The 11,401-nt window shown below is 53.8% G+C and carries 12 protein-coding genes; 4 read left to right on the top strand and 8 right to left on the bottom strand.

The window, feature by feature from the left end; all coding sequences use genetic code 11:
• Positions 1-20: 20 nt before the first annotated feature.
• Positions 21-932 carry a hydrogen peroxide-inducible genes activator gene (locus tag QGM61_RS09095; protein ID WP_237132083.1) on the bottom strand — a complete coding sequence of 304 codons (912 nt, stop codon included), beginning with the start codon at positions 930-932 and terminating at the stop codon, positions 21-23.
• Between the two features lie 214 nt (positions 933-1,146).
• Between QGM61_RS09095 and QGM61_RS09090 the strand changes: the two genes are divergently transcribed.
• Positions 1,147-1,596: a hypothetical protein gene (locus QGM61_RS09090; RefSeq protein ID WP_281132761.1), complete on the top strand. Its 450-nt coding sequence runs from the start codon at positions 1,147-1,149 to the stop codon at positions 1,594-1,596.
• A gap of 16 nt (positions 1,597-1,612) precedes the next feature.
• Here the strand turns inward: QGM61_RS09090 and QGM61_RS09085 are convergent, their stop codons facing one another.
• Positions 1,613-2,200, bottom strand: a complete 588-nt coding sequence (locus QGM61_RS09085; RefSeq protein ID WP_237132085.1) for an ATP-dependent Clp protease proteolytic subunit — start codon at positions 2,198-2,200, stop codon at positions 1,613-1,615.
• A gap of 57 nt (positions 2,201-2,257) precedes the next feature.
• A complete protein-coding gene (locus QGM61_RS09080) occupies positions 2,258-4,768 on the bottom strand; it encodes an efflux RND transporter permease subunit (protein ID WP_281132760.1) in 2,511 nt (836 codons plus the stop codon).
• Between the two features lie 352 nt (positions 4,769-5,120).
• On the opposite strand from QGM61_RS09080, the gene QGM61_RS09075 reads away from it, so the two are divergent.
• Positions 5,121-5,726, top strand: coding sequence for a redoxin domain-containing protein (locus QGM61_RS09075; RefSeq protein WP_237132087.1), 606 nt, complete (start codon positions 5,121-5,123; stop codon positions 5,724-5,726).
• A 162-nt stretch (positions 5,727-5,888) separates the two neighbouring features.
• On the opposite strand, the gene QGM61_RS09070 is transcribed toward QGM61_RS09075, so the two are convergent.
• A complete protein-coding gene (locus QGM61_RS09070; protein ID WP_281132759.1) occupies positions 5,889-6,659 on the bottom strand; it encodes a ferredoxin--NADP reductase in 771 nt (256 codons plus the stop codon).
• A 147-nt stretch (positions 6,660-6,806) separates the two neighbouring features.
• Here QGM61_RS09070 and QGM61_RS09065 point away from each other — a divergent pair, with 147 nt between their 5' ends.
• Positions 6,807-7,721: a LysR family transcriptional regulator gene (locus tag QGM61_RS09065; RefSeq protein WP_237132089.1), complete on the top strand. Its 915-nt coding sequence runs from the start codon at positions 6,807-6,809 to the stop codon at positions 7,719-7,721.
• Positions 7,722-7,749: 28 nt separating this feature from the next.
• Here the strand turns inward: QGM61_RS09065 and QGM61_RS09060 are convergent, their stop codons facing one another.
• From QGM61_RS09060 to QGM61_RS09050, 3 genes are all read right to left on the bottom strand, one after another.
• Positions 7,750-8,577 (bottom strand): inositol monophosphatase family protein, encoded by an 828-nt coding sequence (locus tag QGM61_RS09060; RefSeq protein WP_281132758.1) that lies wholly within the window; start codon positions 8,575-8,577, stop codon positions 7,750-7,752.
• Positions 8,574-9,194: a TIGR02466 family protein gene (locus tag QGM61_RS09055; protein ID WP_281132757.1), complete on the bottom strand. Its 621-nt coding sequence runs from the start codon at positions 9,192-9,194 to the stop codon at positions 8,574-8,576. The genes QGM61_RS09060 and QGM61_RS09055 overlap by 4 nt, the downstream gene beginning before the upstream one ends.
• Positions 9,195-9,263: 69 nt before the next feature.
• A complete protein-coding gene (locus QGM61_RS09050; RefSeq protein WP_281132756.1) occupies positions 9,264-10,019 on the bottom strand; it encodes a transcriptional regulator in 756 nt (251 codons plus the stop codon).
• Positions 10,020-10,221: 202 nt separating this feature from the next.
• On the opposite strand from QGM61_RS09050, the gene QGM61_RS09045 reads away from it, so the two are divergent.
• Positions 10,222-10,785, top strand: a complete 564-nt coding sequence (locus tag QGM61_RS09045; RefSeq protein WP_237132093.1) for a DUF4329 domain-containing protein — start codon at positions 10,222-10,224, stop codon at positions 10,783-10,785.
• Here the strand turns inward: QGM61_RS09045 and QGM61_RS09040 are convergent.
• Positions 10,775-11,398, bottom strand: a complete 624-nt coding sequence (locus QGM61_RS09040) for a DJ-1/PfpI family protein (RefSeq protein ID WP_272907146.1) — start codon at positions 11,396-11,398, stop codon at positions 10,775-10,777. The two genes, QGM61_RS09045 and QGM61_RS09040, sit on opposite strands and share 11 nt — an antisense overlap.
• Positions 11,399-11,401: the final 3 nt, after the last annotated feature.

The following is an 11,401-nucleotide window of genomic DNA, read 5'->3' as shown; positions in this document are numbered from 1 at the left end:
AAGGAAACGCGCGACGTTGTTCAGGTTTCCGCGGCGGGACGATAGTGACTGCGGATAAAATCACCCAGCATGGCAAATTCGTCGTGGCGTGTGCTGGCCTTACGCCAGACCAGGCCGATCTGACGATAACTGCCCGGCTCCAGCGGCTCTGTCGCAATCTGGGTATTCTTGAGCAGTGGACTATGGATGGCCATCTCCGGCAGATAGGTGACACCCAGATCCGCATCGACCATCTGTACCAGCGTCAAAAGACTGGTGGCGGTAATACTGCTGACTTTGTCGGCGTTTTTGATGTTGCAGGCTGATAGCGCATGATCGCGCAGACAATGCCCGTCCTCCAGCAACAGCACACTGTCACTGGGCAGCAGGCTGACATTGGCGTAGTCGGCGCTGACGAATCGGCTGCGCTTGTGGTGTGCCAGAAAGAAATGATCATCAAACAAGGGCATCTCCACCACATTGCGCAGCTCATACGGCAATGCAACCAGCAGCAGATCCAGCTCACCCTCCATCAAGCGCTCGTAGACACGCTCGGTAAGGTCTTCTTTCAAATAGAGCCTCAGGTCGGGGTAGGCCTCGCGTAAAGCTGGCAACAGCGCAGGCAGCAGGAATGGAGCGATGGTCGGAATAACCCCCAGCTTCAGCTGACCGGTCAGTGGAGCCTGATTTCCCCTGGCCATCTCCACCAGGTCTTCCAGATCCCTCAATACCACACGTGCCTGCCTGGCGATATCGCGTCCGAGACTGGTGATGGTCACATTCTTGTTAGTGCGATCGACCAACTGAATATTGAGCATGTTCTCCAGTTCTTTGATCGCCACACTGAACGCAGGCTGCGACACAAAACAGGATTCTGCTGCTTTTCCGAAGTGTTCATGATGCTCCAGTGCAACGAAATAGCGCAGCTGTTTAGTGGTCGGCAAATGACTCATAGTCTCCCCGTTAACGATACATTTACCATATCAGTTTAATATATTTAATTCATTTTATCTATTCACTGCCGCGACGTATGATTGCTCCATCGTTTAGGAAGGTTCATTGAACAACGATCCCTCATTGCCGGAGTGTGCCCCAAAGCACTCCGGTTTTTTTTTGCCACAGGATTTACTGATATACTGGCTTTCCAGCTTCGTAATGGAGATTGATATGCAGCAACGAACGTTTTTCGACAAGTGCCTGTCTGCAGTTAATCCGCGACGTACGTGGCTGGCAATCGGCACGCTGGGATGTCTGTGGCTGCTGCCAGCACTGGCACAGGCAGCTGATGACAGTTACTCCGGAGATGTTTGGCACGGGCAGTGGCTTGCGGAGGGTACGCTGTTCAGCCTCGAACTGCAGGCAAGTGGTGACCGCTTTCAACTGCTGCCCCGGACCCCGGCCGGCCTGCAATGGCAAGCCAGCGAGGGACGCATAAATGGCAACTCAGCGACGGTTGATGTGCACTATCAGGGCGTTTCAGCAACTGTACTCGTGCAACTGCAAAGCCCGCTGAGCGCCATTGTTCGCCCCATGAGCTGCCAGCCAGACTATCATGTGATCTGCACGCTGGTCAGTAACCAGCAGGCGCGCTTTATCAAGCTGGAAGGCAGCGACTGAGCCCTTTCAGGCCAACCTAGGCCAGCTCATCCATGGAACGGATGCACTTTCCAACAATACCGTATTCAATTGCCTCATCAACCGTCATCCAGTAATCGCGATCAGTATCTTTGGCAACTCGCTCTACTGGCTGACCGGTTTCCTCGGCAATCAACTTGTTGATACGAGCCCGCATTTTGACAATCTGCTCAGCCTGAATCTTGATGTCCGACGCACTGCCTCGCGAACCACCTGAGGGCTGGTGTACCAGGAAGCGGGTATTGGGCAGGGCAAAACGATGCTCTTTCCTTGCCGCCAGATAGATATTTGTCGCTGCGCTGGCCACCCAGCCGGTTCCGACAACCCGCACCTCAGGCCTGATGTATTTGATGATGTCGTAAACAACATCACCAGACTCAACGTGCCCGCCCGGGGAGCTGATGTAAAGTGTGATGGGATCGTCATTCTCACCAGCCAGCGCCAGTAGACGCTCGGTTACCTGTCGGGCCAACTTGTCGTTGATTTCGCCAAAAATGGTAACCGCGCGGGCCTGGAACAGCTTTTCATCCAGTAAACGCCCAGTGGCTGGTTCCCGCGCTTCAGGGGCGGACAACACTTCTTGCATAACAGACTCTCCAAGTATCTTTGACAAATTGCGATAGGCAAACAAAACAGCGCAATATCATACCACGGCCTGGCGATGCTCCCCGTCAGGATGCTGTTCGTCGCCAAGCGCGTTAAATGTGATAAGCAGCTGCGGCAGCAGTGTCAGCGCACCAATTAATGCAACCACCATGGCGACACTGGTCAGCAGACCGAATACCATCGTTGGTATGAAGTTTGAAAGCACCAGAATCGAGAAGCCGGCCACGATCGTCAGCGATGTGAAATACATGGCACGGGCAATACTGTTATGACAGTAGTGCATGGTCTCGCGGTAGTTGCCAATGCGATGGAATTCGCGACGGAAACGATGCATGTAGTGGATTGTATTGTCGACACCAATACCAATCGAGATAGCTGCAATGGTGATGGTCATGATATCCAGCGGTATTCCCAGCCATCCCATGATGCCGAGCACCAGCGCCGCTGCAATCGCATTCGGAATGATGCACAACACAGCAATTTTCAGCGAACGGAACAGCACCAGGAACATCAGCATGATGGCACCCAGGACCACACCCAGTGTCAGGATCTGCGACTGATACAGGCTTTGCAGCACATTGTTGTAAAGCACCAGCATGCCGGTGACGCGCACCTCATCGGCCTCCAGGCCAAATTCTTCCTGCATGCCCTGCTGGACTTCCCTGATCAACTGATCCCTGTTCAATTCCGGGTCGGATTCAATCACCCGGACATTAAAGCGCGCCTCATTGTGCTCAACGGACACAAATGGCGTCAGCACCGTGGAGCGCAGGTCCTCCGGCAGCATGGTGTACAAAAGCGCCCACAGAAAGCTATCTACCGGCTCTCCGCCATTCAGCTGCTCTGCCAGTTGCACAACAGCCCCAAATGAAAGCACTTTGCCGGTTCGCGGATGCTCGTCGAGGTATTCGTGCATACGTCTGATTTCATTCATTTTATCGGCAGTAAACCAGTACGCATTGTTGTCCTGATCAGACCCGCCGTCGTCGAAACCATCGTCAAAACCGTCATCAAACCCATCATCGAAGCTGTCCTGCACCTCAGGCAACTGGACCAGCACATCAAAAGACAGCGTTCCACCCAGCTTGTCATCAAACAGCTTCATGCCCTGGTAGATTTCGGTTTCTTCATCAAAGTAATCAATAAAGCTGTTTTCCACCTGCAGCCTCGAGATGCCCACTGCACTGACAACAAATACCAGTCCGTATACCCATAGCAGGGCTTTGCCGTGACGCTCAGTCAGTGTCGCCAGTGCGCCTGTTACATTCAGTTTGCGCATAGGTCTGTCAGCCAGCTTTTCTTTGGGTAGCAGGCTCATCAAGGCCGGGAACAGCAGGAACACTACGATCAGCGCTGTCAGCACGCCCATGACCATGATCCAGCCAAAGGAAATGATGGGCGTGATACCACTGACTACAAGCGAACCAAACGCCACGATAGTGGTCAGCGCCGTGTACAGACAGGGTCTGAACATGACCAGCACCGCGTGGCGCAGAAGCCGATCGTGAGGACTGTAATGCCGCGATGCCCTTAGCTCGCGGTAGCGCACTATCAGATGCACTGTCAGCGAGATGGTGATGATCAGCAGCAGCGACATGAAATTGGATGAAACGACTGTCACCCGCCAGTCCATGACACCGAGGATACCGACCACGATGAGCCCGGCTATGGCACAGCAGGCCAGCGGCAGAAACACCCAGCGCAAACGCCGAAAGATCAGCCCCAACGCAATCACTATAAAGGCAAAAACGCCAAGGCTGAATGTCGCCAGATCATTCTGGACAAAGGTGACCAGGTCGTCGGCGATCATCGGCGCTCCGCCCAGGTAAAGCTGGACCTCATCCTGATAGCCATTGAGGATTTCGCGTATCTGCGCGATATCCTGATGACGCAATTCGGCTGTCTCAACGCTATAGGCGTCAAACTCTGCACTGACTTGCGCCAGCTCTTCGCGTTCCTGCGCACTTAGGCCTTCCGCGGCCTCCTTGTTAAGCAGCTCGGTACGGCGATTTATCAGTTCAATGTAGCGCTCATCCTGCTGGAACGTCGCAAGCATGGCTCCCGTCTGACCATCAGGGCTGATAATCGCATTGTTAAATACGGGATTGTTCAGCAGCTCCTGACGTGCCGCCTCGCGATCGATGTCATCATCGGTCACGGTGGCATAATCCTCGGATATCCCGGTCAGCGGGGTATCCCCAAAAATTGGCACGTTAAGAAGGCTGTCGACAGAGACAATGCGCTCCATGGCCAGCAGTTCATCACGGATCGACGCCATGATGGCCAGCGATTCGTCGCTAAGCAGGTCCATATCCCGTGGCGTGAATGCGATCGTGACCGAGTCGCGCACTCCATAACGCTGATTGATGGTTCGTGAGTACTCGAGGTCCTCATCATCCTCCATCATCAAGGAATCCGCCGAAACATCCAGCCGAAAGTACTGGGCATACCAGGCGAACCCGCCGGTTATCACCAACAATAGCGCGATAACAAGCCAGGGTTTGTCGAATACCAGACGGGAATAGAATCGCGATACAGCAGAACGCATACAGGTCAACTTCCTTGAAAGGCCATTAGTCTGAACAGTGGCAGCACTATACCCTGTTACGGGCACTTCGTACCAACTGGATTGGAGCACAGCATCGGTGACGGCCAGCACTGGTGCCGCCCCCAGCCCTCTGCTATCTTCGTCGAACGCTCGATCTGTTGCACTACTTACTGAAATATCTCACAAATCGTCACAATTAGAGCCTTGATGCAGGTCAAGATTGTTGGTCTATTAGGGTGTGTAAGTCGTACAACAGCTATCAAAATACCGCTGCTTGGGAGTACCATGAAATTAATTCATGAGAAGAGCGGTATAAAGTGAGGCTGACAATGTCATTAAAGGAGTTTAAACCATGCGCAAGCTGATAACGGCAGTAATGATGTTGGCGATGCTGGGGGGCTGGTCGTCACTTAGCATGGCCCAGGAAGATGGCTACCTGAAAACCATCAAGGAATTTGAGCTGCAGGACCATATGGGTCAGATGCACACGCTGGATGAATACGCAGACAAGGAATATGTTGTCATGTATGTGCACGGCTCCGGCTGTCCAATCGCCCGCCTGTCAGTACCCAAGTACCAGGAAATTCGTCAGGAATACATGGACAAGAACATTGAATTCCTCATGCTGAACGCATTTGTGCAGGATGACATTCCGCGCATCGCTAAAGAAGCTGAAGAGTTCAATATCACATTCCCGATCCTGAAGGATGCTGACCAGTCTGTGGCACGTTCGCTGGGTGTGGAACGTACTGCAGAAGTATTCATCATCGACCCTCGCACACGTGAAGTGCACTATCGGGGCCCGATCGATGACTCGCTGGGCTACGAGACACAGCGCGTGACCACCGAGAACCATTATTTGCGTGATGCGCTGGATACCATCATGGCCGGCGGATCCGTCAACATGAACGACATCCCGGACGCCAAAGGCTGTCTGGTTGGTTACTTCCTTAGCTGATATCGCTGGGCTGGCCCACTGTGGTCAGCAGCGAAGGCCGTGACCGAATGAATTTCACGGCGGCACAAAAAAAAGCCCGTTGTTATATGACAACGGGCTTTTTTATTGGGCTTTCAGCAGCTGGTACGTGCAGTCATGACCACAGAGTCATGCGGCTCGCCTTTACTCCACGAAAGCGCGCTCAATTACATAATCTGCCTGAATGCCATGGCGAGACTCTTTAAACCCGGCAGCTTCCAGGATGCGGACCATATCCTTGAGCATGGACGGGCTGCCACACAGCATAAAGCGATCATGCTCCGGGTCAGGCTGGGGCTGGCCAATTTTTTCGGCCAGTGCGCCATTCTCCAGAATATCAGTTACACGCCCCTGGTTTTCAAACGGATCACGCGTCACGGTCGGATAATAGACCAGCTTCTCGCGAACGATATCTCCGAAGAACTCATTGTTGGGCAGCTCATTGGTGATGTAGTCACGATACGCCAGGTCGATGATACGACGAACACCGTGCACCAGCACAACACGCTCAAATCGCTCATAAACTTCAGGGTCGCGAATGATGCTCATGAAAGGCGCCAGGCCAGTGCCGGTGCCAACCAGATACAGGTTACGGCCAGGCAGCAGGTGATCGGCAACCAGCGTGCCGGTCGGCTTGCTGCTGATCAGCAGCTCGTCGCCCACCTTGATGTTCTGCAGGCGTGAGGTCAGCGGACCATCCGGAACCTTGATGCTGAAGAACTCCAGCTCTTCATCGTAGTTTGCGCTGGCGATACTGTATGCGCGCATCAGGGGTCGTCCATCGACTTCCATGCCAACCATGACAAAATGGCCATTCTCGAAACGCAGGCCCTTGTCACGTGTGGTGGTAAAACTAAACAGGGACTCGTTCCAGTGATGAACACTGGTAACACTCTGTTTTGATATTGCCGCCATAACTTCACTTCCTCGTCGTTCATACAGGATGGATTAGATGGCGCCATGGTAAGGTCGACATCAATATAAATAAAATGATTTAATAAAATATCCTTTATCGATTTTATAGATATAAGGTTCACGACGCGGATAAGACGGAGATCTGCCATGCATTACACCATCAGACAGCTCGAAGTGTTTCTAGCCATTGCCTGGCATGAGAATGTCTCTCAGGCCGCCGACGCCCTGTCAATGTCGCAGTCCGCGGCCAGCGCCTCACTGAAAGAGCTGGAGCAGCGATTCGACATACAACTGTTTGACCGTATCGGCAAACGACTGCAGCTAAACGATTTCGGCAAAAGTCTCAGACCGCGCGCTGAAGCCCTGCTCGCCCAGGCCGCCGAATTCGAAAATCTGCTGGCCGAGCGTGGCGAAATAGGCCATATCCAGGTAGGTGCAACACTGACAATTGGTAATTATCTGGCCGTCCCCATCATGGCGGAGTACATGAATCGCTACCCGGGCTCGCGCGTTGATCTGACTGTAGAAAATACGCGTGCGATCACCCAGCGCGTATTGAATTTCGAACTTGATGTCGGCCTGGTCGAGGGTGAGCAACAGGACGACAATCTGGACGTCATCCCCTGGTATCAGGATGAACTGGCCCTGTTTTGCGCGCCAGACCATCCGCTTGCCGGACGGCCGACGCTGGATGATGATGACCTGCGGACCGCCGACTGGATTATCCGTGAAGCAGGCTCCGGTACGCGACAGGGCTTTGAACACGCGATGTACGGCCTGATGCCACGCATCAATGTGAGACTGGAACTGCAGCATACCGAGGCAATCAAACGTGCTGTCGAGGCTGGCCTGGGTATTGGCTGTCTGTCACGTATTACGCTGCAGGAAGCGTTCCGGCGTGGCAGCCTGCTCCCGCTGTATGCGCCCCATCGCGACTGGGTGCGCCAGTTCTACTTTATTATTCACAAGCAGAAGTATCGAACGGCAGGTATTCGCAACTGGCTGGCTCTGTGCCAGGAGGATGGTGCCGGGAATTTCAGCCACTATGGTCCTGATCAATAGGACGGACGCCAGCAGTTTAAGAAGGCTATCAGCCAATTTCAGCGAGCAGCTCGCGGGCCTTTTCGAACAGTACCGGATTCGCCACCAGGATGTTTTTATTATGCAGCACAGGGCTCACCCCCTCTGGTACTGGCAGAAAATGTCCGTATTGGGCACCAGCCTCGCGGGCAATCAGCTGAGCTGCCGCGAAATCCCAGACACTGAGGTTTTCGTAATAGATATCGAGCCGTCCCACGGCTACCCAGCAGATATCCAGAGCCGCCGATCCAATCCGACGCAGATCCGCGCAGTGCTGCAGCATGACGTCCAGGCGTTGCACCAGTAGCTGCATGTCTTCTTTGATGTAGGGAAAACCCGTTGCAAACAGTGCCCGGCGCAAATCCTGCTTCTCGCCAACCTTTATGCCTGTGTCGTTGATGAAGGCACCCTGGCCTTCTATGGCGTGAAACATTTCATCGCTGAAAGGGTTGTAGACGACCGCACTAATCACCCTTCCCTCTGACAACCACGCGATAGAAACGGCAGAATGGCCATGATCATGGGCATAGTTCACGGTGCCGTCGATCGGATCAATAATCCACAGAGGCGAGGTGATACTGCTGAGCTGATTAATATCCGGCGCCGACTCCTCAGCCAGTATCTGATGGTCAGGATATCTGTCACGTATGGCATCACAGATCAGCCGATCCACTTTGATGTCAGCCTCAGTCACCATTTCCTGGCCGGCATGCTTATAGGATTTCTCCGGACCACCCTGTGCCTGAAGCTCCGCCAGCATCATTGCGCCTGCCTGTCGGGCAATGGCCTGGCTGAATGCCATCAGTTGCTTGATATCAATACTGGTCTGTTCCTTCATGACACCTCTATGTTCAAAGCATTGGAGAACTCATCCCGTCCCAGCTTGCCGGAGAAGAATGTGTTGAACGACAGGCTGACGCGCTGAATATCCTCCTGCACTGGAGGCACACCATGTCGAATGTGTGATGGAAACAGCAGCAAATCACCCGGCTCGGCCTGAATAAAGTAGTGCTTTGCGTTGTAATAGGTTTCCTGCTCGCGCATCAATTCAAACCACAGCTGATCCTCATTGCGATAGAAATTGATACCGTCACGCTGAGCCAGATTGATATAGAGAACACCGCTTACGACACTGTTGGGATGGGTGTGGATGTGATGCGACTGATCCTTGCCCGACAGGGTCAGCCAGGACTGGGTGATTTTCAGGCGGACGTCATTGGAAGTCTTGAATACGGTATCCATATACGCAGCAAGCTGTGTCTCGATCATGGCCTTGATCTGCTGCATCGGTAGTGCGTTCAGAACATGTTTGTCCTGAGAAGAGAAATTGGAGATGGCCGCCACTGGCTGCTGCAGCGCTTCCCGAAAAAATGCCTGTTCGCTTTCACTGAATGACCGCCCCAGTTGTGCCCGACAAACCGGTACGGCAAACAGGTTCATCATCTGCTGGTCCATGGGAGCCTCATCCTGCCTGCAATCGTCTGGGTTGGCACTTTTGCAGGCGCGGACAAGTCTGTCAACTGATCAGGAGAGTTTGTTGTTGTAAAGCCCTACCGTTGTGGAGCGCTCACCTGCGTAGTGGAGGTGGGTTTCCTCTTCGTCAACTGCGTTGCACTCTAGCGTTTGCTGGCTTGAATGGCCATCCGTGACAACCGACACAACACGCCGGGTCAACCAGCCAGAGTCATAGTCGTGCGACGCCTGCACGGGCAGCATCAGTAATGTCTCTGCCTTGTCGGATACCACTTTGGCCAGCGACACCTCTGTCATGCCGTTATCGGCAAGCTCCCAGGTAAGCGTTGCAGTTGCTGCCAGGAAGACGTAGCCAACTGTCATGGCGGTGGCGTGCATCACACGCACTGCTGCCAGAGCCCAGGCTGGCATGCGCAGCGCTGGCCAGGAACGTGCTGTTGGCGACGAATTTGTGGCTACCTTAGCCTGGCTGATGTCGCATTCGAGTGCCTGCGGCTGCGCGATCAGACGATAACCTCGCTTGGGCACAGTCACGATGTAACGTCGCTCTCTGCTGGTATCTCCCAGCAAGGTTCGCAGTTCCGACACGGCACGTGTCAGCACTTCTTCATTGATCACCACGCGCGGCCACACCTGCGACAGTAACTGCTCCCGGCTGGCAAACTGGCCGGGTGCGGCAATCAGTGCCAGCAATAAATCCATCAGCTTGGGCTCAACATGAACATGATGCCCGTTTTTGACAAATACTCCTGCCTCCGGAATTATCTGCCACTCCCCCAGTCGAAATCCTTCCCGATCATTCTTCATTATTAGCTCTCCGGCACTTGTTTGACAGTTACATTGACGCACGAGTGCACTGAAAGGTTTAAATACGCCTAAATTTTCTTCGGGTCAACGTACGAACGTAATCCGAAGGTTTTCCGAAGCATTCTTCCGGATACCCAAAGGCTCTGCGAAGTAATGACTGAGATCCTGACCTCACTGATCAATCAGCCACGAGGTACCAGGTATGAGTCTGAACTTCTCATTTGCCATGATTCTGGCAGGCGTCAACATGCTGGTTGCGGGTGCTGCCCATGCCGGCCAATCGTCAATCATTATGCCTGCGCAGTTTACTTCCGAAACACAGGCGGTGATCCATGCCGCAAATATTTACAACCCGGTGTCTGTCGAAGAAGATCGTGAATTCATGGGCATCATTTTTAGCGAGACAAGCAACGGGATTACGCTGTACGGCTACACGGTGGGTGCAGGCCATGCTGGACATGACCAGGTAACCGTCACTATCCAGGTGCCGGCCGGTGCACAGAAAGTCGCTTTCTGGCATACACATGGCGCACCACACTGGACCCGCAACTACTTTTCTACTACTGACACGGAACTGGCAGAGCAATGGCAGATCCCGATCTATCTTGCAGCGCCTGATGGCAAACTGCGCGTGTATGAGCCAGGTGACTCAACCCTGGGCTGGCGACGAGCCCGGCAACTGGGACTGGCAGGCGAAGACGGAGCCAGCAGCGGAAAGCTGGTCAAAGCAGCCGGCTCATCCGACCCCGTGAGGATCAGGGCATAAGGTCCAGAGCAGGGCTGCTGAACTCCATCTGGGTTGCAGTGGCCCGTGCCAGGGACGGCGATATTAATCGCGACACCAGATACAGACTCATGTCGATGCCTGCTGTAATCCCCGCTGAGGTCACAATATTGTCAGCAACGACCCAGCGTGTTTCCGGGTCGGGATCGACCTGCAGATGCGGGAACTGGCGTTTCAGATCGGCTTTGTCTTCCCAATGGGTGGTTACATTTTGATTTTTTAATATGCCTGCCGCCGCGAGCAGAAAGGCGCCGGTGCAGACAGAAGCGACCACCCCGGCTGTGGCAGCAGCGCCAGCCAGCCACTGCTGCACTGGCCGCTTGTGCATTTCATCTGTGTGGTCGCCTCCGGAAATCAGCAGCACATCAAGGTGTGGATGTTCCTCCATGCTGAAGTCTGACATGACCTGATAGCCAGCCCGCGCAGTCACCAGGCCGCCGTGCTGGCTGATCAGCCAGGTATTAAAGACTGGCTCGCCGTGCTTGAAAGCCTCGCGTCCTGCAATACGAGTGGCGGTTGTGAACACCTCAAAAGGGCCCGAAAAATCCAGCACCTCCGCCCGTTCATAAATATAGATACCGATATTGATAGTCATCGG

This window comes from Pseudohongiella sp. SYSU M77423 (genome assembly GCF_029911965.1).
GTDB lineage: Bacteria > Pseudomonadota > Gammaproteobacteria > Pseudomonadales > Pseudohongiellaceae > Pseudohongiella.
This window is presented reverse-complemented; position numbering and strand designations above follow the sequence as displayed.

Bases quoted from the DNA above. Each gene is read 5' to 3' on its own strand.
- QGM61_RS09060 (WP_281132758.1), bottom strand. From the start codon at position 8,577: ATGAAGGAACAGACCAGTATTGATATCAAGCAACTGATGGCATTCAGC.
- QGM61_RS09040 (WP_272907146.1), bottom strand. From the start codon at position 11,398: ATGACTATCAATATCGGTATCTATATTTATGAACGGGCGGAGGTGCTG.
- QGM61_RS09070 (WP_281132759.1), bottom strand. From the start codon at position 6,659: ATGGCGGCAATATCAAAACAGAGTGTTACCAGTGTTCATCACTGGAAC.
- QGM61_RS09065 (WP_237132089.1), top strand. From the start codon at position 6,807: ATGCATTACACCATCAGACAGCTCGAAGTGTTTCTAGCCATTGCCTGG.
- QGM61_RS09045 (WP_237132093.1), top strand. From the start codon at position 10,222: ATGAGTCTGAACTTCTCATTTGCCATGATTCTGGCAGGCGTCAACATG.
- QGM61_RS09085 (WP_237132085.1), bottom strand. From the start codon at position 2,200: ATGCAAGAAGTGTTGTCCGCCCCTGAAGCGCGGGAACCAGCCACTGGG.
- QGM61_RS09075 (WP_237132087.1), top strand. From the start codon at position 5,121: ATGCGCAAGCTGATAACGGCAGTAATGATGTTGGCGATGCTGGGGGGC.
- QGM61_RS09050 (WP_281132756.1), bottom strand. From the start codon at position 10,019: ATGAAGAATGATCGGGAAGGATTTCGACTGGGGGAGTGGCAGATAATT.
- QGM61_RS09095 (WP_237132083.1), bottom strand. From the start codon at position 932: ATGAGTCATTTGCCGACCACTAAACAGCTGCGCTATTTCGTTGCACTG.
- QGM61_RS09055 (WP_281132757.1), bottom strand. From the start codon at position 9,194: ATGGACCAGCAGATGATGAACCTGTTTGCCGTACCGGTTTGTCGGGCA.
- QGM61_RS09090 (WP_281132761.1), top strand. From the start codon at position 1,147: ATGCAGCAACGAACGTTTTTCGACAAGTGCCTGTCTGCAGTTAATCCG.
- QGM61_RS09080 (WP_281132760.1), bottom strand. From the start codon at position 4,768: ATGCGTTCTGCTGTATCGCGATTCTATTCCCGTCTGGTATTCGACAAA.